Source organism: Candidatus Enterococcus murrayae (assembly GCF_017315985.1).
GTDB classification, from domain to species: domain Bacteria; phylum Bacillota; class Bacilli; order Lactobacillales; family Enterococcaceae; genus Enterococcus_A; species Enterococcus_A murrayae.
Map to the genome: position 1 here is coordinate 12381 of NZ_JAFLVR010000008.1, position 26060 is coordinate 38440.

Genomic DNA, 26060 nt, shown 5'->3' on the forward strand with positions numbered 1-26060 from the left:
GAGAGAAGTTGTCTTCAACCTGTCTTGTCTAAAGGAGCCAATTATGAAACGACTACTCCTGATTTTAAGTTTAGTAGTAATGATTCTTTTCCCAAGCGCAGGATTTGCGAAAGACACGAAGGAATCAATGGAAATCACAGAAAATGAAAAGCGTGCCGGCTTCACGGTACAAGCGGTCTTGCCTGAAAATCAGATCAACGATCGTGTGAGCTTCTATCATTTATTGATGCAGCCTGAGCAGAAGCAGACGATTGAAGTGAAAATTATGAACAGCTCAGCCGATAAACAAACCTACAAAGTCGAAGTGATCAATGCGGCAACAAATAAGAACGGCTTGATTACATACGATGAGCGAGACAAAAAGCCGGATAAGAGTATGACACTGCCGATCAATGAAGTAGCAAAGCCGAAAAATAAAGAAGTGTCTGTCGAAGCCTATTCAGAAGGAAAAGCGGAAATTGATATTCACCTTCCGAAAGACGCTTTTCAAGGGATTCTATTAGGCGGTGTTCGCATTTCGCTGAAATCAGATGACGAGGAAGAAGAAAGTCAGGGAATGGCGGTAAAAAATACTTACGGCTATGCGATTGGTTTGGTTCTGACAGAACAAGACTTTGCGCCGATTTATGGCGAAACGGAGTTGAAACTGACAAAGCTGCAACCAGAGATCGATTACGGCAGTAAGGTCTTAGAGGCCAGTATTCAAAATCCGTATCCAGAAGCCATGCAAAACTTAACGGCAGAAGGAAAGATTGTTCGCAAAGGACAAGAAAAAGCTATCGCGAAGAACAAACAGGAAAAGGTGAAAATCGCGCCAAATTCTGTCTTTCCTTTCCAGATTGATTGGGGCATGCAGGAGGTCTCAGCAGGAGAATACACCTTTATCGGGAAAGTCAAAGGGGAAACGAAGACCTGGAATTTTAAGGAAGATTTCACGATTACTCGCGAAATAGCGAAGAAAATGAATCAACAAACGGCCTTTCGTATCTTTATCCCGAGTTGGTGGACTACTAGTTTCTACGTCATGGGAACCGCAACGGCAGTCGTGACTGCTTGGCTCGTCATTCGCTTTGTCAAACGAACGAAAGGGAGGGAAAAACGTGAAGAAGAATAAAGGATTGTATCTGTTGGTAGCCCTATTTTGTCTGTGTGCAAGTGGTGCATCCGTTTATGCGGCAAGTTATGATGTGCAAAATGATGTGGGTGTCCGCTTTGTAGGATCAACGAGCACTAGTACGACATCATCAAGTAGTTCCAGCAGTTCAACGAGTTCTACAAGTAGTTCAACATCAAGTTCCAGCTCGTCTAGTTCAAGCAGTAAGGTACAAAGCGAGTCTTCGTTGCCAGATACCGATCAAAAAAAGGGCGGCTTTTTATGGTGGGGTAATAACGATGGGAGAACAGGTGGAACGACTCATTATTACTCCGATGACAAGCTCTTGCCTAGTACAGGTGAACTCGTTCATTTGGTGTTGCCATTTGCGGGGGTCTTTCTGATAATGTTGATTTTCTTCTATCTGAAACAAGGGAGGAGAAAAATCCATGAATAAAGTATTTAAAACGAGTATGCAGCTCGTGATTGCTCTAGGAATCATTCTAGGAATAGTTGTAGGGCCGGAAGCGAATGCTACTGCAACGGTAAACGTACCTGAGAAAGATGTTGGAATAAAACTTCTAGCAAAGGATGGTTCAGAATTATCTGTCCCTTTAAATGTTTCAGGAGATTTGACTGAAATATTGTACACTTCTTATGCTAGCCCGCCATATTCGCTATATTCAAGTGCGTCAGCCGATATAAGCAAGCCAAGCCCGTTAGTCAATGAATTTTCAATTAAGCTTCCTGCATACAATCGGAGCATTACATTTGGAGCTGTGAACGGTACCCGGTCTATCAAGAGACATCTCACAAATATGAAAATAACCGGTGTAAATAGTCGGTATATCAAATCATTTGACTATAAAGCAGGCAATATTGTTTCTGTTTATGGTGAGATTCAACGAAATAGTGATCCGCCTGTTATTCAAGCAGTACCGCCTGTTATTGATAATTATTCTTTCATTAAGCAAGCTGATGATACGTATTTGCTTAATATTCCCCCATTTGGTATTATTGACGGTTTACAATACTATAGTCTATGGCTTGGCTCGTCATTAGTGCAGGAAATTAGTCGAAGTTATAGCGCGATCATTGACAGGGATTTTTTTATTTATAGTAATCAAGGAGATACAAATTATTATTATGCCAATTACCAACAAGTAAAAGAAATTTTTGAAAACACTGCTGGAACAGCAATACCAGCACCTTCTGGCTACACTCAAAATAAGTTATCTGATGTCACTTCTGATCCCTTTACGTATACGATGTCTGGTGGTAACACATTACCTAAAACTTATGTAATTGGTTCAAATATTTATACGTATCAAGGCTGGTATAAGGGAGCTGGGAACAAAAGTAGCATAGATAGTTCATATCCTCCTAATATTTCTTTTGGAGCGGAGTTCGATGATGCAAAAGATGAAGTGCACATTGTTTATGATGTAAAGGCGGCTCGGGTTGTTACAGAACAGTATATTGATGAAAGTAGTGCCTTTGTCGATCCAACTTGGAACGGCACGGTATCCGTGCCAACAGGGTCCACCTTTACTCAAACTCCTGCTGATCCTAAGACGCATTCAAGTGGTGCAGACTGGGAGTACTTAGGTTGGAAATTGTCGACAGAACCAATGGCCGGTATGCGACCTAAAACGACCCCTGTTTCTCAGGTCATAAATACCAATACAATCATTCAATATGTCTACAGAAAGAAGCAGCATACATTAACAGAGAAATTCGTTGATAGTGCTGATGGTACTACTTTACTTGGTGTTTCACCAAATCCAAATTCTGTGACTACGGATGACGCAGATACTTATACTCAAACACCTGCGTCTTCATTGACGGATACTTCAGGTGATGATTGGGAGTATGTGGGTTGGGAAAATGTTACAGATGCACCAGGTACTGTGAATCTAGTCACTATACCTGTTTCGATCACCAATGTAAAAGGAAATAAAGAAATTAAGTATCATTATCGCTTGAAGAAGACCACGGCAACGCTGGATTTGACGCCAACGCCTCAAGTAGTAGGAAGCGGCAATACTGTCAGTTGGTCCACTAGGCTGACCAATACAGGCTTGACTGCTTTGAAGGATCTGAAACTAAAAGCAACCACTAATTGGGCTGCGGGCTTATCCGCCCCTACAAAAGTAACAGTAACTCCTGCGGTTGGCGTGCCTGTTGACATTACGGTATCGCCTGCGGATTGGGTTGGTGGCTTTAGTCTAGCAGGTATCAGTATTCCAAACGGTGGACCGAACAACTACGCAGACATTACTTTTACGGACACTGCGACAGGTGCGGTCAATCAAGTGCTTCCTGCGGAGATTGAAATTGATGGGAACATGGCAAGTCCAATGACTGCGGAGAATTTTGTCCGTATTGATGATCCAAACGAACCGAACTTACTACCAACGGGAAATGCCGGATTACTCAATATTCCTGACTTCCGTTTTGGAGAAACAGAAGTAAAACCGTTTGCTCAAACAAAAGGGTTGGATGCGACTAAATATCAAGGGACGTATGATCCGTATATCCGTTTTATGGATCAGGAAAGTACCTTTGGCTGGGATCTGACCGTGAATTTAAGTCAGTTTACGAGCGGAGCACATAGCTTGCCTACAACAACAACTCTTCGTTTAAAAAATGGGGATCTGAAAGAAGTTCAAAATTACAATAAGCATAACGAATCATTATCGTCTATTACTTCTGTAGGAACAAAGCAGATTCCTTCTGACGGTACGACAGTCGCGTTGACCAATAGTGCTACGCAAGGTGTTTACCAAATAGACTACGCATTTAATGATGTAGAACTAGAGTTACTGGCGCATTCTGGAATCGCAGGTTTGAAATACGAGGCTGACATGGATTGGACATTGACTACAGCACCGTAAGGAAAAGATAAACGAACAAGGAGTGGTACCGATGTACAATTTTGTCTGGCTGTCTGCGGGAATGGGGGTTCTCTCCCTTATCCTAGCCATCTTTTTCCTAGTGAAGGATCTGGCTTATTGCGAGCGGACACAACAGAAAAAACTGACCTATCTGCTGGCGAACTGGGGGATGTTCCTCTTAGCGATCGTCTGGATTGGTCTGGGAATCAGCTTATATGTTCTGATCCAGAACCAGTTAACTGCTTAAAAAAAGGCCGCTCGAGTTCTATCGAGCGGCTTGTACATAGAAATGCAAGAACAAGGGGGAAGAGGTGGAAAATGACGCGCATATTGATCTTAACAAAAAATATTTCAGTAGAAACATCCCTGCAGCTGCAGCTCCAAAAACTGAATTACGAAGTGCTGGTTTCGGTGTCGATTTGGGAGCTGTGGGCGAACGCGCGGCGGGTGGATCATTTGATGAAGTCTTTTCAGTGGATCTTCTTGAGCGAGACGCTCACAGATAACGAAGCAAAGGAGTTCGGAGAACAAGTCACCACCGATTGTCTGGTGCGGATCGTCGGAGAAGAACCCGATGAAGCGGCTTTGGCCAACTGGCGCAGCTGGCATGTGTTTGATTGGGTCGAAGCGAATACCTCGCTAGAAAGGCTGAGAGAAAAGCTGCTCTATAAGTCACTGCTGCAGCGGGTTGATTTCAGCGTTGATCCACTGAGTTCTAGCCCTCGTTTTTCCGACTATCAGAAAAAGGCCTTTCCCTTATATTTTTCAGATATTCATTTTACAAAGATGGAGAAAGAGATCATCCAGCACCTGATGGAGGCGGACAATCTATCCTTGGCCCGTGACGAGCTCTGTCACGGCTGGCGCTCGAAAAATCAAAACTCCAAGCTGAGTCAGCTATCCTCAGCGATCACGAGAATCCGCAAAAAAGTTGCCGATGCCTATGGAATAGAAGATGCGATCCATACCCTTTGGGGCGAAGGCTATCAGCTGAATACGTACTTTTACAATTGCCTGATGAAAGGCGAATTCCAAAACCAGCAGCACTAAAAAAATCAGAGAGTAGGAATATGAATGAGTCAGATTCTATTATTTACCAAAAACCCCTTGAACGAACAAGTTTTTGAAGACCGCCTAAGACAGCTGGGTCATGAAGTGTTCACGACAAAAGAGCTGGTGGAGCTGTGTCTGTTGGATACTGCCAATCACGACTTTATCCAAATCTTCCACCAAATCATTCTCAGCGAAACCATCGCCAATGTCGAAGTAAAGGAGCTCGTGAAGACCCTAAACAACTACACGATCCCGATCTTCCGAAAATCCGACGAGCCCGTCGATGAAGCCCAGCTGGAAGAATGGCAGAAGCTCGGGATCACCGAGTGGATCGAAAGTCGCCCGAGCATTGAATCACTAAGAGAAAAGCTCAGCTGCGACAAACTAACCAACGAAAGTAAGATCGTCTTTTTACCAAAGACCAAGGAAAAGCTTTCCCTAGCTAGATTGGCATTGAGCAGTGGTGAATTAAAACTATTCGTCATTCTTTACGAGCAGAAAAACCAAACCATCCCCCGCGAAGAACTCTGCCTGCGGATGTGGAATAGAGGCAAGAGCAATTCCAGCATGTCGCAGCTCTCGGTGATGGTCAAACACTTAAAAGCCAAGCTTGCGAGTAAAGGCATTACCGGTCCGATCATTGAAACCTGTTGGGGACGAGGGTATCGGCTGCATGAGACAGTGAATGAGCAGATATGTGTAGATACAAATGAGTTAAAGTATGGAAATGAATAGACAATTACAAAGTAAAGCACCCAGCCTGACCTTGGAAGAATGAGGATAGGAGGGTGCTTTGTTTTAAACAAAAGTAGGATATAAAATGTAATTTTAAAAAAAGTATGTTATTCATATTGTTAAGCATTTCAACGTGTTTAGTAACATACACAAGATTTCCTATTGAGAATATGTGTTATGGTAAGGATGGCGGGTTGTAAAAATATCTGTCAAATAGTTTTAATAATTGATAATATAGAAGTCTAGTAAGACTAATTAAATTAGAGTAGAGGTTTTTTTAATGGCGAAAATAGTTTTATTTTCCTTTTTTTCAGGAGTAGGAATGCTCGATTTAGCATTTGAAAATAACAATTACGAAGTAGTTTTTGTTAACGAATACGAACGAAACTTTTTGGAGTCATATTCATATATTAGAAGAAATTCCAATGTTAGAGATCCTTTTTACGGATATATTAATAGAAGTGCATCAGATTTTTTGCAAAAAGATGAGACAAAGAACCTCTTTCAAATGGTTTTGAACGAAAAGAAAAAAGGGAACATGGTTGGATTTGTAGGTGGTCCTCCTTGTCCGGATTTTTCTGTTGGTGGTAAGAATAGAGGGGTTGACGGCGAAAACGGCGTATTAACTAATACATATTTTAGCTTAATCAAGGAGTGTAAACCTGATTTTTTCCTATTTGAAAATGTAAAAGGGCTAATCAAAACAGAAAAACATAAGGTTTTCTACCTAAAAATGAGAGAGTTAATGACAAAATCTGGTTATGCAATATCTGATAGACTACTTAATTCATTAAGTTATGGAGTCCCGCAACACAGAGAGAGAATATTAATGGTAGGGATTTTAGAAAATGAGTTAAAAAGTATTCATAAGTTTGGTATAACCAAAGAAGGAATATTCAATTTTCCATGGGAAAAATATCAAAAATATGAACCTGCAGATATTCTTTCGATGGACTGGCCTTCTCAAGATAGTTTCATTGAAAATAGTAAGAGAGAATTCAATTATAAAGTTCCTATACAATTAACTGTAAATTATTGGTTTGATAAAAATAAGATTTCAGAACATCCAAATGGTTTAGATCAATTCAAAGTACGAACAGGAATCACGAAAATGAGTGCGATTGCTGAAGGAGATGTAAGAAGGAAATCATTTAAGAGACTGCACAGATGGAGGTACTCACCTACTGCTGCTTATGGAAATAATGAAGTTCATCTCCATCCTTATTTAAAAAGAAGGTTGTCCGTAGCTGAAGCAATGGCAATTCAATCTTTACCCAAAGACTTTTATTTACCAGATTCAATATCATTAACAAAAAAATTTAAAATGATTGGTAATGGCGTGCCTTATTTAATGGCTGAAAGTATAGCAAAAACTTTGTATGAAATAGTATCTGAGATTGAGAAAGTTAAGGAGGATAAATATGGATAATCAAAAAGAACTGAAAATGAATTCTAGGATAATTAAGCATCTGGGAACTGACTTGATTACTACATCCAGTGTAGCGCTAACGGAGTTGATAAAAAATTCTATTGATGCTAAAGCAAAAACGATCAATATTTTATTATATGATAATTTTGAGGAGTTTCAAAAAGAAAAAACTCTAGAAGGAAATAGTGAAATTCTTGATATGGTTCCTAGAGAGTTACTCAATAAGCCTTTTTGTATTGTAGAAGATAATGGTCAAGGAATGGATAACTACACATTAGAAAATGGTTTTCTAGAGATTGGTACAGATATTAAGCTTAATGATTATGCAAATGATACTTTAGGTGAGAAAGGAATAGGCAGACTTGCAACACAAAGATTGGGTTGTAGCTTATTAGTTGAGACCACAGCGAAATCTGAAAGAATTGGTTCAGCAGTTTTTATTGATTGGGAAAACATTGTTGCATCAAATAACATAGGAGAAAACAAGTATTTTGTTCCTTATCGTCAATTTGAAAAAAGAGCTGAACATTATACTAGGTTGTGGATTTTTGGAATACGAATTTCAGATTTTTTGGAAGTTCCTGAGCAAATGAGTCTCGGACTAGTCGACATAGATATTCCGGTCATTAGCGAACTTAGATCAGCAATATCTTTTTTGATTTCACCTTATGAAAAAAATGAGCAAAAGTCAGAAGTTAAAATATCATATAACGGTGCTGATCTAGATATTTCTTTTCCTACAGAGATGCTTTATTTAGCTGAGAGTGAACATTATTTTAAATTAACTAAAAATGATGAAAATGAACTCAACTTAGAATGTGGTATTAATCTGAGACCTTGGTTTTTAGAGCGAATGCATAGAGTTATAGCCAAGGCAGAACCTTTTAAAAGACTAAGAAAATCACATAGCTACTACAAAGAACTTTTAGAAGAAAATCAAGAAAGAATTAACGATGTAGCTAGATTAACTGTTAAAGAATCTGAAATAATGTATTCTCTCATTGAGGAGTTTAATAAGACATACTCACGTACAATAATAGATGAGAATGATCGGGCAGACTATTCAAAATTAATAGCCAACGACCTAATTAATCAAGTAAAAAAAATAAACCCTATAAAGGGGTCTGTTTATTCTTTTAAGCAAAATAGTGCAGTTGGTTCAGATATAATCATTAATTCCGCTAAAGAAGAAAATTTAATAAGTAATGACATTGATTTGAAGACACTAAAGAGTTTTCTTAATGATTATAATGGAATCAAACTTTATAGAGGTAGTTATAGAATTGGTTTTTTAGGTGATCAAGAAAGTGATTGGTTGAAGCTTCAGCAATACAGAACTAGGGGACAACAATTTTTCAGATTTGATCTGGGAAATACATTGGGATACATTTCTATAAATGATCCCAAACAAAAATATATTAAAGAAATTAGTTCACGGTTAGATATCAATCATCAAGATCCGGTATCAAAAGCTTTAAAAAGTATCCTTAATATTGTATTCAATAGCTTATTTTATGAGTTAAATAGAAGAGTAAACGCTATCGTAAAAGTTTTATTGGCTGAGAACGGATTGCTTATTGAAAATTATGAAAAGCAATTGAAAAAGAAAACAGGTGGGTTAAAAAAATCCCTACAAAATACCGATAAGCTTTTAATGTCTCTTGAAAAATTAAAGTCAGAATTGCCTACAGATATTAAAGAAGATGCTGAGTTTATTCCAATGGACAAATCAGTCTTTGGAACCCTTAATCAAGTCCTTAATGAAACTGTAAATTTCTTACAAATTGATGAGGCGACAAAAAAGGATGCAACGGTGTTACTAGACGAAGCTAACGACCAATTGAAGGCGATAGAGGTTGAAGCGTACAATAACTACAAATTGATGGCTAATGGGATCATAACAGAAGCAATAACACATGAGTTACATTCAGTTAGTAAAACAGCAATTGATAAGGATGCAGATTGCCATTTTGATGATTTGAAAAAATATTTTTTAGAAAATAGACAAGTTCAAATGTTTAACAAACATGTCCAGCCAATAAAAAATAGTTATTCTATCATTTCTAATAAAATAGAAAATGTTGGTAATCTGTACTCTTTTCTAGAAAATACCTTTATTAAGAAAGGAACATATGAAGATTTTTATGAACAAAATATTGCTGAGACGGTTTATCAGGTAAAAGAAAATTTACTGAGATCGTTGGAAGATAATAGAATATCTATTGAATGCGATTTGGACAGTTTAATTTGGTCAGTACCGAAAGGTGTATTGTTACATGTGTTTTATAATCTATTTCACAATTCAATTTATTGGATTGATAAGCGTAATGAGTTTGCAAGTAATGACAAATTATATTTAACGGATGATTTGGATAAAATAGTTGTTGAATATAAAAATGAAAGCTCTTTTATTGTTTATGATACAGGAACTGGGATTGTTTCTGAGATGAAAGATATACTCTTTGAACCACTGCAGTCTGGAAAACCAATAGGAGAAGGGCGTGGGATGGGGTTATATATTGTCAAAAAGATATTAAACTCTTTTGGAGCAAATATCGAATTAATGGATGAACAGAACTTTTTAGGGAACCCATATAAATTTATTATCACTTATGATCCTGAAGATATATTAGAAGGCGGTGGGATTAATGGATTATAATGATTTTGCACGTGTGCTAGATTGTGAAGAAATTATCTTTTTTGAAGATGACTTTTCTTTTGATGATAAAAAAACTGCTCTAATGTATGGTTTTCTTCGGATGAATCAGGATCTAAAAGAAAGTTTTTTAAATGATATTAAAGCAATGGATATCGCTAAATTAACGGACTTTTATCAATGTTTTAAAGATAAATATTGTGATATTTCTTGGGGGGATGAAGTCCCTGAACAGGATATTAAATCATTTTTAGATCAAGAATTAAAGAATAATGATGAGCCAGAAATCAGAAAGATAGTTAGTCTTTTCGAAGATATAGAGATAGGTAAACAGTATCATAAATATTTTTCATACTATGGATTAGGAATGACACCTTCTTCAGTTTATGAGGAAATTTTTAAGAGCTTTATATATCAAGAATCAGAATGGAAAAAATTTAAAATATATAAAAACTATAATTCTGAGACAAAAGAAAGATTTAAAGCTGATTTAACGAGGATTTCAAATACATCATCTAGAGTAATTTGTATAATAGATAATAGACTAGACAATAACTATAGAGCAAACGAAATAATTGAAGAAATAAGTAAAACTAGTGAAAAAATGGAAATCATTTCAACGATCCTTACATCTAACAACAAGAATTTAAAAAATGATAAATTAACCAATGTTTATATTCAGGTAGTAGATAAGGATTCTAAAAATATTGATCAAGATTTAAAAGGGGCATTAGCAAAAAGTGCTTATAGTTGTGTCCTAAGAAATCTTCAATACCTTTATAAAGACTCTATGGAAAAATCTTTCGAAAAGATAATTACTAATAGTGGAATTGCATCATATCTGTCGGAGATGGCAACTTTTGAAGGTGTAACAAATTATAAAGTAATATCAAATTGGATTCAATTGTTATTTAATTACAATTTGAGTACGAATAAGCAAATTAAAGAAATGATTAAATTGGCTAAAGTGATTAATTTTTTAGATGACGATGAGAATTACTCTGAAGAACTAGCAGCATTGAATACTTATGAGGCTTTTGATTATGATATAAATAACTACCATGAGCCGCCTGCGCCAGGAGATGTCTTTATTGATGGTGAGGGATCATACTATGTCTTAATAGGACAAAATTGTGATCTCATGATGGGCAAAGGAAGAAAAGAAAAAAATGGAGTTATGGAGTTTCTAAAAGCAGAGATAAAACCACATACTGGTATTGAAAAAATAATAACTGACCAACAAGAAGTACGTATTGATAATTTTAAGAAGGACTTCAGTGATAAAGAAACATTTACCTTGAAAATTAGCTGTAGTGACAGAAGGTTTATTGATAACCCAATTATTAAACTAGTCATATTTAATGAGTATGGAGAGTGCAAGATTGATTTAAAAAATGAGTTGACTAGCAATATCTCAGATTTATTGGAAGAACATTTAATTGAAGAATATAAAAATATGCAAAAATTCTTTAACGCAGTTCATGATATGATTAATGTTAATGAGTCAGCTTTTTTGACAATACTTGATAGTAAAATTAATCCTAGGCAAATAAATCTTAATCAATATGACTTCAGTGATCCAGTACTCAAATATGATTTGCGAAGAATTTGCAGGATTAATAAAGACTACGTATTATATTTGAATAAATTATATTTAGATTATCGTGGGAGACACCCTTTTAACACTATTAATTTAACTAGACAATACAGTTTTACTGCACTAGTTAATCAGTGTAGAGAAATCACTCTACCATTTGGTACCGTTTTGTCTTCTGAGAGAAAGAAAAATAGCAAGATAGGAAAGCGTGAGTGGTTAATTTCTATAGAAGATCTACAGAACACAATAAATAATATGAAAGGCCGTGGACTAGGGGTTGATGATTGTGTATTGACAGAAAATAATCGTATTATTACTTTAGATGATTCTCCGATAACTATCTCATGCCTCGATGGAAAAGAAATAGAGTTATCAAGAATAATAGAAAAGGATAAATTCTTAATTGATATTAAAAATATCAGAAAGTTTTAGATAACGATCGCTATAAAATGAATGAAGGTAGGAGGGCTTAATTATCAATTATGAAGAAATAATTCCAGAATATATATTTCTTGCTGATAAGTTTATGAAAGAGACTATAGAGTTATTAAGTCCTCTGTATAAAAAAGGCTCTGACGAATGGCAAGATGTTACTATTTCGTTGTTCACATCCTTGCACACAACCGGTGAAAGTATTCTATCATTGTTGTATCATGGTACTGGAATTTGGGATGCGGATATTTTATTAAGGACAGTAATGGAAGGAACTATTAAGTACTGTTTTCTTATTTCAGGTAATGATGAACAAAGAAAATTGAATTATGAAGAATATAAAATTCATTTAACGGAGATACAAAAAATATCTGATCATAATAAAGCGAAAAGAAGCATCTCAATCCTAAAAGAATTTTCTACTAACAGCACAAAAACAATTGAACTTAGCTTGTTGAGTCGACAAGAATTAGATAATCTGAACGAAAAATATCCAAAGGAATATCAAAGGAAAATTAATAGAAAATGGAGCTATCAATATCTACTTAAAGATATGGCAAGTAAAAATAAAGAATATGAAAGCCAACTAGCTTCTCTATATGCTTATTCTTTCTCTAGTCATTTAATACATTATGACTGGACAGGTTTATCTATGCGACAACAGCAAATAAGTTCCTCATACTTTGAAGCTGAAAAAAATGGTGAGTTAAATCTTGGGCACGCGGTGAGAATAATTTCTAATTTATTAGTGCTTTATTCATATAGAGTCTCGGAGTACTGTCAATGTTATGAGATTAGCTCAAAGGACATAGCTGAATTAACACTAGCTTTATTGGATTATGCATCTGAGTTAATAGAAGTTGGCAATGAAATCATAAATAAATATGTTTAGTTAAAAATATAAATTAAAGGGTTCACTCTTTTAAAGGGAGGCTTATTTATGAAAAAGCTCGCATTACTATTCTTTATCCTATCTACACCATTTTTTCTAGCTAGTTGCGGGAAAGATAATGGACAAAGTACAGAGGCTACTCACAGTTCTTCATCAGTAAAGGTCCAAGTGTCTTCAACGACAAAAAGTTCAAGTTCATCTGAGGATACTCAAGCAACTTCTAATAGTATGGCTTCAAGCTCGTCTAGCCAAGCGAAAGAAGAGGACAAAGTAGACACGAAAAATTTGAGTGCCGATCAAGTCAAAGAATGGGTAGCATCCATTTGGGTCAAAAGAAAGAACATCGATCCGTTTAAGAATCCTGATTTTGATATTCTTTTAGAAACAAAAGAGGATGGGTTGCTGTATGCAACTGTGGAGTCGACCACTCAACAGATTGATACCTTAGATTCCTTTAGAATTAGCAGCGATGGTTTTCTTGAAGAGTCAGGCTATTTCCAAAGTATGCCTGATAAAGGTTGGATCGTAGTATCGAAGGAATATTTGGATACTAGTATGGTCAATAAAGAAAAACAAGCAACTTCTGCTACTGAAGGAAATACTCCGTCAAGTCATGAAGCAGCGGAGATGCTCAGAGATATTATGGAGAAGAACCAAGGATTGGATGCAGATGTTTTAGCGTCAATTCCGGATGATGTATTATTAGAGGCGAGTGCTGGAAATGCGACGAATAGTCAGATTGCACAAACAGCAGAGAATTTAATTAGGTTGTATCCGGATTTAAAACCTTAAGCAGAATAGTTTAAATGTTGCGAGCTGGCTCAGAAATGGGCCAGCTTTTTTGGAATGAATAATTATCTAGAAACGCCGCCACATCAACAATGCTTGCAATTCGAGCTTGTCTTTTTTGCGATGCTTTGGTACGTTGCTTGTAGAGTAGCTTTTCAACGGTTAGTTTTGATGTAGGGGGAATGTTCAATTGCTAGGAGAAAAATTAAAAGCACAGCGGCTGTCTTTGGGATTGACTCAACAGGAGGTCGCGGAGCATCTGCATGTATCGCGGCAGACGGTCTCGAATTGGGAGGTGGGGAGAAATTTCCCTGATATTCCCATGATCATTTCGATTAGTGATTATTACCACATCTCCTTAGATGAATTGTTGAAAGGCGATGAAGGATTCATGGAGAAAATGAAGAAGGATGCGGAGCTGGTCAAACGGACCAAGCGGCGGAAGATTTTTGATGGAGTATTTGTCGGGCTGTTGCTGCTGACGGTTCTTTTCGCTTTTGTAGTGAGCCGCCTACCTGAGGTTGCTGATCAAAAACTGTGGCCGATGCTGGTGGTGGGCGTAGTGTTCATCTTTTCGATCGTGCGCTTTTTTATAGTCATCCCCAAAGAGGATGCCGTCAGCGGAATGCAGGCGCCTTTGATTATTCCGAAATCATTTGGTGTTGGTTGGGCGATCAACCCGTATCATCCGTTAGGCAAGGTGCTGCTGATCGGAATTTTTATTGCCATCGAGGTTTTGATTTTTTTGGGATAATTAGGAAGGGCTTTGTGAATGTGCTTAATAGCAGTTCGCAAGGCTTTTTTCGTGTGGTGTTATGTCTGTCTGAGTCAGTCAATGAAATTTTTTTGCATGACTTTTCTATTTAGTGAACGAAGAGGAATAATAGCGAAAAGTGAAAGACGAAATAATATTTATTTGTTCAGTTTATTAAATAATAATAAGGATGCTCTCTTTTCGAAAGAAAGGTTTTCATGAAAATGAATAAGAAAATCTTTAAAATCAAAGTAAATAATATTATAAACTGTAATTTTAAGGATGTTCAAGCTCTGTTAAATAGACAAAAGTGTAATTATTTTTGTTATTGAAAGGATTTTCGTATATTGCTATAATAAGAAAATGGGGGGTGAAAAAATGAAAACATCAAAGGAGTTAAAACAAGAAGCTAGAATGATCTTGCAGGGAAGATGGGGTAAAGCAGTTCTATTGAATGTCATACCGAGTCTGATAATTATTGGATTCTCGTTGGTATTTATAGTACCTGTTGTCGTCTCTCAAGTCATTACAGTGATGAGCATGAACAACGGCTACTATGATTATGCGGCTACGGCTGGTACGGGCAATTACGGAACCGTCAGCAGTTTCTTTTCTATGGTAGTTGGTGCGCTATTTACAAGTGGGATTTCGTGGACTTACCTTGATCTAATCAGAGGGACTCGAAGTGAGATTTCTCCACTGAAGGATGCGCTGCGGGCGTTTAATGGGAAAACGTTGGTAACGGTTGCCATTTTAGCTGTACTAGTTAATTTATTTAGCGGATTATGGGGACTTCTGCTAATTATTCCAGGTATTGTAAAATCTTATTCTTATTCTCAAAGCTACTATATTTATTACGATAGTACTTTGAACGAGAAAGAAGGGCTTAGTGCCTTAGATGCGATTACGGCTAGTCGAAAAATGATGAATGGCTATAAGGGAAAATTATTCTTATTGGATCTTTCTTTTATCGGTTGGCACATTCTTTCTATTGCAACGTTAGGTTTAGGGTATTTATGGCTATCGCCGTACATTCAGGTAACGAAATCGGCTTTCTATGAAAATTTAGCTAAAAATGATTAAGTGTGATTAATAAATAGATCAAACAAGAAGAAGCGAAATGGACAAAATGTCTAGTTCGCTTCTTCTTTTGCTTTTCATACTATCGTTTATTGTTTGGTGATTTTATCGGTGTAGAGGTTATACAGGACAGAAAACAAATCGTTCTTTGCTTCATGGGAGATCTCATTCGTGCCGACTAAAAAGAAGGCAGATGTATGGTCTGGGATCAAGGATTCGAATGTGCTGATGAATAGATCAATCTCCGAATCTGGTTGATTGCTAAAGGAAACATCCACGAACGAAAAGAGGGCTAAGAATTCTTGTAGTTCGGACATTATCCTCTGATTTGGGATGGGCACGATAGCGACTTTAACATTCGCTGATTTCTTCACTACATAAGCCTGTAAGACATGGTAAACGTATTTATAGAACTCGTAAGGATAATCAGAAAGCCACTCAAATCCTTCCTTGGTTGAAATTTTCGAGAAAAAGGTTTCCACAGGCACGATCGTCTGGGGGTGAAATTTGGAAACAACACCTCATAGTTCGAAAATTCCTTCATCCAAGGCAGCGGTCTATGATTGAGCGAGAAGCTAAAAAAGATCGATATCAGATTGACTAGCGGAAGCATCGTGTCTTGCTGGACCTTCAGATCCACTCGTTTAAATAATCGATCTATTATAGGGATAAATTTACCGTCCCCTTTCTTTTCCAGATAGTAGGATGAAAGATCTTTTACTCGAACATCATCTTTATGATAATAGAGGTTCGAAAAATAAAGCTGAAAGGCTAAGCTTCTCACTTCTGTCTCTAGATAGGTATTCGAAGGGACAAAATTACTTAAATAGTCAGTTAATATATTGATGGTTTTGCTAGGGATAAAATCATCAACCGGTAGGGAGCTCTTTTCAGGAAAGCCGCCCTGTATTCTAAGCTTTGCGATTAGAAGAATCGTCAGAATATCGTCATTATTGATGTAAGAACAATCGGCAATCCCCAGCTGTTTCAAGACCGCTGCTTCTTTTTGCGTGACCTCTTCTACCTCCAGTATTCCTTGGCCTAACGAACAGGCCCAAAGGATTGTGTGAAACATCATCCTAATTTCGTACTCATTTCCTTCAAGCCTCATAGAGGATAAATTTATTTTTATCTCAAATTTTTTTAAAAAGGTTAAAAATGGCTGCAGCGTTCTTCGGATGGTCGACGTGCTGATGAAATTGGCGCTACAAAAATCATCCAGTGTTTTTCCGGGATGCAGCAAGATAAATAGAATGAAATTGTAGGGAAGTGATTTACGCAATAAAAATTGATTGTAGCGATTCATATCAAATGCTTTTTTCGACCAAATGATCTTTCCATTCTTATCAAACAGCTCGTAACCAAAGAGTGATTCTAAGTCTGCGGCAATTTTCTCCAACAGTTGATAGACGGTATTTTTTGAAAACCGGAACAGTTTGATGACAGAGCTAATAGGATACCTGCCGTCCTCCAATTTATTCATTTCAAAGAAAATCTCCAATTTTTTCTTTGATTCGTCACTTAATAATATTGATTTCATCCATTTCTCCTTAAAAGTGTATTATTGGTTCGTTCATAATAACAAAGTGTTTTATTAATGAGAATAAATCTTTTTTCATTTTTTAACTATTATTTGACCAATAAGTAATAAAAAAACTAGCTACTTTAGACTTATTATAAAAAGAAGTCTGTTATTTCAACGTTTCGAAAATAGAAAACTACTAAAAAAACCGTGATTATCGTTAATTTAATTGATAAAACAAATATTTACAGTAATATACTTTTATTGTTACACTATTTTTGTAACTAATTCATCAAAAATGCAAATAAAATAATTTTTTTATAATTTAATTTCTTTTTGAACAATTAAATCTAGGGAATGTTTCCTTTCTCGCTAATAAAAAAATTATGTGTTGCTTAAGGAGGTGAACTGAATGAAAAAAAGGATGTTTGGAAAGATGTTCTTTGTAGGGCTTGTCGGAATAAGTGTCGGTTTTAATGCTTTAGGGTATGCGGCAGTAAGCTCTGATGGAGAAATCAACTTAGTGGAGAATAAATCTCCGACGGCACCTAAAGATCCATTAGATCCTTCGAAGCCGCAAGAGCCTGCAGACCCAAACAATCCACCAACAAATGAGAAGGGGCCGTTATCAATCGATGCTGCTCCAAAAGGCTTCTACTTTGGTACACAGAAGATGTATCATGCAGCTCATGAGTATAAGGCAGAGGGTCTCGCTGATCACAGGCAGTATTTGCAGGTGACGGATAATCGAGAGGCTGAAACCTATGGGTGGACGTTGAAGGTTCGGCAGGACGGCTACTTGCGGGATGAGAAGACGAATTATGAATTAAAGGGTGCTACCTTGACACTTCCTGCAGGGGAAGCAAGGAATAGAAACAATGGAGCCGGCTCGACTGAGCTTGTGTTTGATTTAGTCACTTACGGTGTTGAAGTAGGCAATGAAGAAAAGGTTGTCTTTAGCGCTCCGAGTGACTCGGCAAAAAAGGCAGGGAAATCCACATCAACGAATTCTTGGCAGTCTCAAAGTGTGTCTCTCAACATCCCGAAAGATACAGCGAGAGCTGGTAATTATTCAAACAAAATATATTGGATACTAACTGATGGCGGTCCAACTAATTAAAAAAGGAGAATTTATTTTTATTATGAAAAAGACGAAATTAATGGTTGCAGGTTTAATGATTAGCACAATGCTTTTAGGAGGAGTCTCTTCAGCATTTGCGACAGAGTCAACGGGTACGATCGAATTTACTGAGAATAAAGGCGGAGGCGATCCAAGTGATCCGGAAGAACCAGATGAAAAAAATCCAGATCCAGTTAAGCCGACACCTGAGGTAGGTCCTTTGATCTTGAAGGTTGTTCCGATCTTCGACTTTGGTTCTCATGAAGTAAACCAAGCGGGCGGTACTTACGATGATACTGAAACGGTAACGAACTATCTTGAGGTTCGTGATAACCGTGATGCTGGAATGAACGGCTGGTCTGTAACGGCAAGCCGCACAGAATTTACTAGCGGATCAAAATCGTTAACGGGTTCAGCTTTAGCGTTGCCAAAAGGGGTCGTACGTAACAGTATTGCAAATGCGACACAAGGAAATACAGCAACAACCGATGCAATCGCTGATGACACAATTTTAGCGACTGCAGCAACTATTCCTCTAACAGGTTCAACTGTTGAAGTATTGAAAACAGTGAAAAGAAATGACCTGATCGGTAAAGGTAATACAACTAGCAACATTGCAGAAACAACGCCAGCATCATTGACTGTAGCACCAGGTACGGCTGCTATTGGAACATTCACGTCAACGATCACTTGGACTGTGACTGCTGCGCCATAAAAGTTAGTATCACAATAGTGAATATAGTAGTTGGAAAGGAAGAGCATTTGTGAAACGTTTAAGTCAACTTTTTTTTACGCTGGCGTTCATTCTTACAGTGACGCCTGCTGCCACAGCATTTGCGGAAGAAGAAGGTGAAAGTGCCGGATATAGTGTCGCTAAAGTAGCGCCAACCACTCCCCAAGTAGATGAAGCTAGTTCATTTTATGATTTGTTAGTCAAGCCTGGGGATGAAATCGAGATTCAAGCAGAGGTGACGAATCATAGTTCTTCTGAGGCAAAAATTAAAATGGGCGACTATACGACCTATACAAATTCTAATGGCGAGATAAATTACTCGGCGCCTTTAGCAAAGAAGAAAAAGGACAAAAGTCTAAAGATTCCTTTTTCCGATATTGCAGAAATCAAAGGAGCGTCTGCCGAGACGCTTTCACCAGGGGAGAAAAAAGTTGTTGCGATGAAAATAAATGTTCCGCAGGATGCGCCGGAGGGTGTCATTTTAGGGTCATGGTATTTTGAAAAGGAGGATCAAGCTTCTTCTGATCCTAAAAAAGAGGAAAAGAAAAAGACAGGGATCAATATTGAGAATCGCTTTGCTTATGCGATGGCTGTTAAATTAACGGTTCAAAACGAAATAGCCGCTCCAAATATAAACTTGTTAAAGGTCTCTCCTGATTTGAACAATTATCAGAAGGTTATCAACGCCAATGTTCAAAATGACCAGCCCGCGATTATTTCAAACCTGAATTTCACTGGAAAAGTAACCAAAAAAGGCAGTTCCCGTGCGTTGATTACAGGGCAATTGAAGGATCGTAAAATGGCGCCTAATTCCAACTTTAATGTGCCATTTTTCTTAGGAAAGGAACCATTAAAAGCGGGGAACTATACGCTTCATTTGAAAGCAACGACTACGGATTCTAAGTGGGAGAAAAAGACGTGGCAGTGGACCAAGGATTTTACGATCACAAGAGAAGAAGCGGACAAGTTGAATGAAGAAGCGATCAATGATTCAGAACCTGAGCCGAACTATTTGATCTATCTTTTGATAGCGATCATTGGCTTATTGGTGATTTTATTACTCGTGGTTCTATTTCGTAAGAAGAAGGAAAAATGATGAATCAAATGGGAGGAAGATCAAGCGATGAAACGTCTTTCAGTAATCGTCAGTTTAGCTTTACTGGGGTTTCTTTTAGCAGCTTCTCCTGTTCCGGCAAAGGCTTCGACATCTAATGCTGAATCAGAAACGACGATCCAGCTATCTGGTTGGGGAGATGAGGCGGAGGATACGAAAAATAATGAAGCAAGTGGTTCAAACACTGCCAATCTTCCTAAAACCGGCGGCTCACGCTCTACTTTATTAGGAAAAGTATTACCGAAAACAGGAGAGCTGCTAAGCAGTAAACTGTTCCTTTCGGGAATGGTCCTTGTTTTAGGCATACTATTTTTCGTCTTTAAAAAACGAAGTGAGGAGGAAACGAATGAAGCACAAAATTTCTAGCCTATTTTTCAGCTTAATCTTAGTGCTAAACGTTCTCCTTCCTTTTGGTAGTGCAGTTGCAGCAGAGAGCGATCCGGCTGTCATCGACCCGCAGGTACAATTATTAGTGGATGGTGGTTCTAATGTATCACTCGATGTGAAAACTGAGCAGCTTTCCTTGGAAATTCATTACACCCCTGTCGAATTAGATCAGCAGGAGCGTCAAAAAGATCGTTTACAGCTTGAGCTTCCAAAAGGGATATCCTACTCGGAAGAAAAAAATCAGCATGCAAAAGAAGCGATCATCGTTGATGAACAGACGAAAGTGTTGGAGCTTGATTTGCAGAAGTTAAACAGCGTGAACTTAATGCTTGATATTGATTTTGATACTTTATCCAATCAAACATCAATAGAAGGGACGCATGCGGTAAATGATCAAGTGATTGGCAAAACTGAGGCTTTGCAAATTGAAAAAGAGGTTGTAACGGAAGCGGATGAAGCAGCAACAGAAGATACAAAAGAAGAAGCGCCATCCGCCGTAGAAGAAGATAAAGAAGTGGATGCAGCATCCGAAGCTGAAGAGGAAAAGCCTTCAGAAAAACGTACGACACGAGCAGCGTTGGACCTGGGTATTCCAACGACAAGAACATTGCCTGTCGCTCAATTAACGGATGGACAATTTGATAATGTGAGCTATTTTGATGTAGGCTCTCGGGCTGAATGGGATGCGGCATTGTCTGTTGGTGTCAGCGCCACAAATGCAGGTAACAACAACAATAAGACAGAGATAACCTACATCAATCTCACGGACAGCTTTAAAATGACCGATAAAACAAGCGGCGCGAGTACCGCGGATATTCGTACGAACCGCAGTGATAAAAAACTGGTCGTTAATGGAAACAATCAAACCATTGATTTTCGCGACATCACCTTCTATTTTAATTCAAGTGACTGGGACGTCGTTTTCCAAAACGTGACGGTTTACAACGGAAATGACTGGGGAGTTGCCGATATGTGGAATCCCGGCCAAAAAACGATAGTAACGGTTCATAATTATACGCAATATGGCGCTCAGGCTTTTGAAGGTGCCAGAGGGAAGCTGATTCTTTCTGGGGATACGTCGCTGGAAAGCTCACCGACAGAATCTTATATCTCTCCGATTGATGGGAATGATATTACCATCGACAAGCGCTACACTGGCGGAAGTGCCAATGTTGCGGTTGGGGAAATCTACGTTAAGGCGGGTTCCAATATTATGGTGGATAACGGTCGCTTAGGAGCGAATTTCGTTTTCTATCCTAAAGGAAACTTCTATGCGGAAGACGGTGCAGGCACGAAAATCACATTGAGTAATTTGAAAACACCGACTAAAACGGGACCTTGGAGTACAAATGATTATGCGCCAGGAAGTATTTCGCTTGTTTCAAATCTGGCAAGCAGTACGAATACTTGGCCGAGTAACTATCGTCCTGCTTCATTAATAGGGAGAGAAGATAGTATCTATTTTGGCGATAACACAGAGGTAGAGATTCATAACGGCGCGCCTAGAAGAGATCATGCGACGGTACTTCAAGTGGAGAGAGCTGGCGGTACGATTGAATTAGGCGAAAATGCAAGTTTTACGGGAATGGTAGATGAGACTACGGCACCGAGTGGTGAAGACGAAACACCGATCTATTTCAGTAGTTCAGGGTCAATCAGGCTTGGAAAAAATGCAGCCTTTGATTTGAAAATTGGTGAAACGAATGATCCATCTAAAGCGGTAGGTGACGCTATTTCTTTTGTTGGTGGAGCTAATCTTGAGTTAGCCGAAGGATCGATGTTCAAATTACAAAGTGCCAGCGGCAATGCCGACGGTCTTTTAAAGATGACTACCGCGGGTTCAGCGATCAATATTGCGGACCAAGCCACCTTTGACATTGGATTTACTCGTCCATCAAACGATCCCTTGTTCTCACTAAATGGTACGTTGAGCATTCCCGCAACAAATGGCTATGTGCATCGAATTCGTTTGTGGGATAACGGTGAGTTTGATGAAGCAACTCCATCTAATAGCTTCCATCCGTTAGACAATACCAAGATTACGTATAGTAGAACAACGCTAGGATCGAAAACAACAAGTTTAGCAGTTGGCTTTGTCGATAACGGGACTGTTAGTGAATTTAATACTAAATATACGTCTAATGCACAGAGGTTAATCGTTGATCCGGTCGTATTTGATGTGAAGACGATTGATGATCTTACCAATGAAGCGAAAACAGAGTATAGGGTTGTTGGAACTGCGGAGCCGCCCGGTGGAAAAGTGGAAGTATCCGGCGGACCGTTGGATTTTCTACCGGCTGATCAGAGACAGGTAGTGGTTCAAGCGGATGGAAGCTATGAATGGAAGGGCAATCTGTCCCGACCGTTTTATTGGGGAGAAACCATCAAAGCAAGCTATGTCGGTCATCCAGATAAGTATTTTAAGACAGTCGTAGCAGACGTAACGAAGCCTACAGGGAAAGGTCGAACGATTCATGTTGTGGAGGGAGATGAGATCCCTCCTGTCAAAGATTTCATTGCGAATGTTGAAGATACGAATGCTTTGGAAACGGATAAAGACAAATTTGGCTATACCTATGTTGGTAATGGGATTGCTTCAGGTGGGACAGCAGCGATTACGAATGGTCAGGATATGCAAGAATATACTGAGCAAGTAATCGTTGATGATACTCGCGGAAATGATTCTGATCCAGTAGATGTGAAGCTGGTCGTCCATAAGGCGGACACGATCGACACTATTTTAGCGAATGATTTGACTGTTCGCTGGAGCGATGTTTCAGGCTTTACTGTCGGTTCAACGAATTATGCAGACTATTTAAAAAGGGTCATGGGTGCTAAGGCGCAAACAATCATTGACGGTGATTTGATTGACCTGGAAGTTGAAGTAGATAATAGTGCTTCCATTCCGAATACAGCAGGCGGTCCTTATGTTGTGAGCTTTGTGGTTCGGGCGACCGGAGTAAATAAATTACCTTCTGACTTGAAAAAAAACGTGAATTTGACTATAATACTGAACTTAGTTGAACCGAGAGATCCTTCTGTATCGGACCCAAGTGACAAAGAAAACGAGGGGACAGGTGCACACGGTGAGCTTCGTTTAGACTATGTTCCATCGGCGTTCGATATCGGAACGAAAGAAGTTCAATGGAAAGACACAGAGTATCAAGCAAAAGGAACATCCGATCAGTGGGTGCAGGTTGCGGATGAGCGGCCTGCAACGACGGGCTGGACATTAAAAGCAGCAGCCACATCCTTTGTTTCAGGCGCAGATCAGCTGAACGGTGCTACGCTGATACTGCCTAGCGGTGATATGTACAACAAAAAAACAGCAGCAGCTATGAATCCAAGCGGGTTGATTTCTAATGGTGAAGTTGCGTTGACCTCAACCCCCTCTTCTGTTTTCAAAGGCGATGGTGAGAACTCTAAGGATGAATCCACCTATGTTTGGAAGAAAAACCAAGTGAAATTGAAGGTTCCAAAAGGTCAAGGCAAAGCTGGGAAAACCTATCAATCAACGATTGCTTGGACAGTTGAAGCTGGAGTAACGAACTAACCACTGATGAATAAAAGATCTGTCATCTAGAGCCGTTAGCGGTTCTAGATGACTACATAGAAAACTGAATACGAGTTATTTAGAAAGTGAAGAGGGGCTTACCGCTCAGCTACTGTACGGAATGAATCACAGTAGCGAAACGTGACGTATTCCCGCATTCTGTTCATTTGCTGTGTAAGTATAAAATAAACAAGGGGCGAACCTAAGTGAAAAAAATTCTATTCTTAACCAAAAATATTCTTGTCGATCAGAAATTTCAAAATGAGCTGCAGCAATTAAACTTTGAAGTCTTCTGTTCAAGCCTCTTATTAGAGAAGTTGTTAGATAATACCTCCTCATTTGATAATCTTGGTATCAGCACCTGCTATGAAATCATTCTTTTGAGCGATACGATTTCAGATAAGGAAGCGATGTTTCTTTTAAAGAACCTTCAGCAGTATTCTTTACCAGTAGTAAGGAAGGACAATCTTAGTCCGACAAAGAAGATAATGGAGGAATGGTCAGCCTATGGCTTGAAGGGTTGGATACATGCAGAAACAACCAAAAGCGAAGTTCGAGAGCTGCTTAGCAATTTAGATTATATAGAAGAGAACAGACAAAAAAATTACCAAAGCAGACTATTGAGTGTTCACGATGGGCCAAGCTTTTCCAGATTGGAACGCTTGTTGATCGATATCTTGTGCCAGAGTCCCAAGCAGACGGTCTCAAGAAATGAACTATGCCACAAATTGTGGGAAAGCGATGCAACGAACTCCAATTTATCCCATTTGTCCTTTTTAGTTAGTAAGCTAAAGAAGAAGCTTGAACTAATTGGCTTTGACAAAGAGTGTATTGGCACTATATGGGGTAAAGGGTACCAAGTCACGCAAGAGGTCTCAGATTGGTGGGGAGCCAAAGTAGAGTTGAAAGTATGACCGTCATCAGAAAACATTTGCACGGAGCTTGGCCAAATCAAATGACTAAGCTCCATACAAATGTGAACAAGAGGAAAAAAATAGGAAATGAAGAGGAACCAACCTGATTTTTGTCGGGTTGGTTCCTTTTTTTCTCGTAATGTAAAAGCAGAATGTTGTCAGAGAAGTTGATTAAGAAAAAATTCAATTCTTTTTTGATTATCGTGCTAAAAGATCGAAAATATAAAAATAAGAATATTTTTATACGATCGTTATATTCTAAAGTGATTTTTAACTAGAAATAATCTTGACAAAACTATTGTTTACTAGTATATATAAATAAACTAGTGAGCGCTAGTTTATATATTAGTTAACTTTTGGTTTAAATATAAACCAAAAATAAAATGTATGAAAAAGCACAAATGACACTTGTGCGGTGTTTTATTTCAATAGGGACTTTTGAACGGTGTAAGCGAACGGCTTCTTATACCCAAGTGTTTGTCTGAAATAAGAACATCTAAAAAAGGAAAAATTAAGGGAGGAATCAAGCAATGACAAAAGTGTTGCTGCTAAGCAAAAATCATATGATTGAATCTAATCTTCAGAATATTTTGCAACGTGTAAATGCCGAGTTCTATTGTTCTTCAAGTCTATTTTATCAAGCAAAGGAACAGGCTCAGGTCATACAGTATTTTTCACTGGTAATTGTTTGCGACACGATTTCCAACGTTGAGCTGACCCAGTATATCAAAGGAATAAAGAGCTGTGGCATCCCGATTTTTAGAATGGGAAACAAAAAACAAATTAACGCAACAGAGTTTTCATGGCTGGACGATGATATCGACTATTGGATCGAGCCTGGCGACAGCGATTCAGAGATTATCGATAAAATTGCCAGAGCAAGTTTTTACAAGCCGCAACCAGGACGGCCTTCGAAGGAAGAGGGGTTCACGGGTCAGAATTATTCAAACTTTATTAATCGCTTATCTAAAAGAGAGCTGCAGCTGTTGGTATATCTCTATGAAGCAAACGGCGAAACCATCTCGAGAGAACTGCTTTGTCAAAAAATGTGGAAAACAGAGATGTCTCATGCTGGTTTTTCCAACCTGTCTGCTATCGCGAAACGTCTGAAGCTGAAAATGCTGGCCGCGGGTATTGATACTGAAGGGATGGGCTCTAGTTGGGGACAAGGGTACTTCCTCCAAGCACCATTTCTTTCCTTTCTAAAAAACAATGATTTTGATAAACATTTTTCTGCTATTTCAACGCATGTTGAAGCACCTCATGAGGAAACAACGTAAACAAAAATACGATACTCAAGGAGAGAATAC

At 38.3% G+C, this 26060-nt stretch carries 22 protein-coding genes; 20 read left to right on the forward strand and 2 right to left on the reverse strand.

The features are described from left to right. Nucleotides 1-43: 43 nt before the first annotated feature. The 13 genes from JZO85_RS03550 (at nt 44) to JZO85_RS03610 (ending at nt 15410) form a co-directional block, all read left to right on the forward strand. Nucleotides 44-1114: a WxLIP family cell surface protein gene (locus JZO85_RS03550; RefSeq protein WP_207107141.1), complete on the forward strand. Its 1071-nt coding sequence runs from the start codon at nt 44-46 to the stop codon at nt 1112-1114. Next, nucleotides 1101-1550: an EF2685/EF0750 family sortase-dependent surface protein gene (locus JZO85_RS23400; protein WP_207107142.1), complete on the forward strand. Its 450-nt coding sequence runs from the start codon at nt 1101-1103 to the stop codon at nt 1548-1550. Before JZO85_RS03550 ends, JZO85_RS23400 begins: the two co-directional genes overlap by 14 nt. Beyond that, entirely contained in the window at nt 1543-3990 is a 2448-nt protein-coding gene (locus JZO85_RS03560; RefSeq protein ID WP_207107143.1) for a WxL domain-containing protein, read from the forward strand. Before JZO85_RS23400 ends, JZO85_RS03560 begins: the two co-directional genes overlap by 8 nt. Nucleotides 3991-4021: 31 nt before the next feature. After that, on the forward strand, nt 4022-4237 hold the full coding sequence (locus JZO85_RS03565; protein WP_207107144.1) for a hypothetical protein: 216 nt from the start codon (nt 4022-4024) through the stop codon (nt 4235-4237). Nucleotides 4238-4308: 71 nt separating this feature from the next. Then, nucleotides 4309-5040, forward strand: coding sequence for a helix-turn-helix domain-containing protein (locus tag JZO85_RS03570; RefSeq protein ID WP_207107145.1), 732 nt, complete (start codon nt 4309-4311; stop codon nt 5038-5040). Between the two features lie 24 nt (nt 5041-5064). Further along, complete coding sequence (locus JZO85_RS03575) at nt 5065-5778, forward strand: helix-turn-helix domain-containing protein (protein ID WP_207107146.1); 714 nt, start codon at nt 5065-5067, stop codon at nt 5776-5778. A 280-nt stretch (nt 5779-6058) separates the two neighbouring features. After that, nucleotides 6059-7207: a DNA cytosine methyltransferase gene (locus JZO85_RS03580; RefSeq protein ID WP_207107147.1), complete on the forward strand. Its 1149-nt coding sequence runs from the start codon at nt 6059-6061 to the stop codon at nt 7205-7207. Then, nucleotides 7200-9866 carry an ATP-binding protein gene (locus JZO85_RS03585; RefSeq protein WP_207107148.1) on the forward strand — a complete coding sequence of 889 codons (2667 nt, stop codon included), beginning with the start codon at nt 7200-7202 and terminating at the stop codon, nt 9864-9866. Before JZO85_RS03580 ends, JZO85_RS03585 begins: the two co-directional genes overlap by 8 nt. Further along, entirely contained in the window at nt 9856-11892 is a 2037-nt protein-coding gene (locus JZO85_RS03590; protein ID WP_207107149.1) for a hypothetical protein, read from the forward strand. Before JZO85_RS03585 ends, JZO85_RS03590 begins: the two co-directional genes overlap by 11 nt. Before the next feature lie 94 nt (nt 11893-11986). Next, nucleotides 11987-12784: a DUF5677 domain-containing protein gene (locus JZO85_RS03595; protein ID WP_207107150.1), complete on the forward strand. Its 798-nt coding sequence runs from the start codon at nt 11987-11989 to the stop codon at nt 12782-12784. Nucleotides 12785-12832: 48 nt separating this feature from the next. Next, complete coding sequence (locus JZO85_RS03600) at nt 12833-13576, forward strand: hypothetical protein (RefSeq protein WP_207107151.1); 744 nt, start codon at nt 12833-12835, stop codon at nt 13574-13576. Nucleotides 13577-13763: 187 nt separating this feature from the next. Next, nucleotides 13764-14327: a helix-turn-helix domain-containing protein gene (locus tag JZO85_RS03605; protein WP_207107152.1), complete on the forward strand. Its 564-nt coding sequence runs from the start codon at nt 13764-13766 to the stop codon at nt 14325-14327. Between the two features lie 378 nt (nt 14328-14705). Continuing rightward, nucleotides 14706-15410 (forward strand): DUF975 family protein, encoded by a 705-nt coding sequence (locus JZO85_RS03610; RefSeq protein WP_207107153.1) that lies wholly within the window; start codon nt 14706-14708, stop codon nt 15408-15410. An 86-nt stretch (nt 15411-15496) separates the two neighbouring features. Here the strand turns inward: JZO85_RS03610 and JZO85_RS03615 are convergent, their stop codons facing one another. Together JZO85_RS03615 and JZO85_RS03620 are read right to left on the reverse strand one after the other, a co-directional pair. Beyond that, nucleotides 15497-15724, reverse strand: coding sequence for a hypothetical protein (locus tag JZO85_RS03615; RefSeq protein WP_207107154.1), 228 nt, complete (start codon nt 15722-15724; stop codon nt 15497-15499). 56 nt (nt 15725-15780) lie between these two features. Next, a complete protein-coding gene (locus tag JZO85_RS03620; RefSeq protein ID WP_207107155.1) occupies nt 15781-16947 on the reverse strand; it encodes a helix-turn-helix domain-containing protein in 1167 nt (388 codons plus the stop codon). 394 nt (nt 16948-17341) lie between these two features. Between JZO85_RS03620 and JZO85_RS03625 the strand changes: the two genes are divergently transcribed. The 7 genes from JZO85_RS03625 (at nt 17342) to JZO85_RS03655 (ending at nt 26030) form a co-directional block, all read left to right on the forward strand. After that, on the forward strand, nt 17342-18049 hold the full coding sequence (locus JZO85_RS03625) for a WxL domain-containing protein (RefSeq protein WP_207107156.1): 708 nt from the start codon (nt 17342-17344) through the stop codon (nt 18047-18049). 22 nt (nt 18050-18071) lie between these two features. Beyond that, the gene (locus JZO85_RS03630; protein WP_207107157.1) at nt 18072-18764 is read left to right on the forward strand and encodes a WxL domain-containing protein; all 693 of its coding nucleotides are present in this window, start codon (nt 18072-18074) and stop codon (nt 18762-18764) included. A 49-nt stretch (nt 18765-18813) separates the two neighbouring features. Next, complete coding sequence (locus tag JZO85_RS03635) at nt 18814-19878, forward strand: WxL protein host-binding domain-containing protein (RefSeq protein ID WP_207107158.1); 1065 nt, start codon at nt 18814-18816, stop codon at nt 19876-19878. A 27-nt stretch (nt 19879-19905) separates the two neighbouring features. Then, the gene (locus JZO85_RS03640; protein ID WP_207107159.1) at nt 19906-20262 is read left to right on the forward strand and encodes an LPXTG cell wall anchor domain-containing protein; all 357 of its coding nucleotides are present in this window, start codon (nt 19906-19908) and stop codon (nt 20260-20262) included. Continuing rightward, nucleotides 20243-23836, forward strand: a complete 3594-nt coding sequence (locus tag JZO85_RS03645) for a WxL domain-containing protein (RefSeq protein ID WP_207107160.1) — start codon at nt 20243-20245, stop codon at nt 23834-23836. Before JZO85_RS03640 ends, JZO85_RS03645 begins: the two co-directional genes overlap by 20 nt. A 206-nt stretch (nt 23837-24042) precedes the next feature. Next, nucleotides 24043-24750 (forward strand): winged helix-turn-helix domain-containing protein, encoded by a 708-nt coding sequence (locus JZO85_RS23405; RefSeq protein WP_207107161.1) that lies wholly within the window; start codon nt 24043-24045, stop codon nt 24748-24750. Nucleotides 24751-25280: 530 nt separating this feature from the next. Next, on the forward strand, nt 25281-26030 hold the full coding sequence (locus tag JZO85_RS03655) for a winged helix-turn-helix domain-containing protein (protein WP_207107162.1): 750 nt from the start codon (nt 25281-25283) through the stop codon (nt 26028-26030). Nucleotides 26031-26060: the final 30 nt, after the last annotated feature.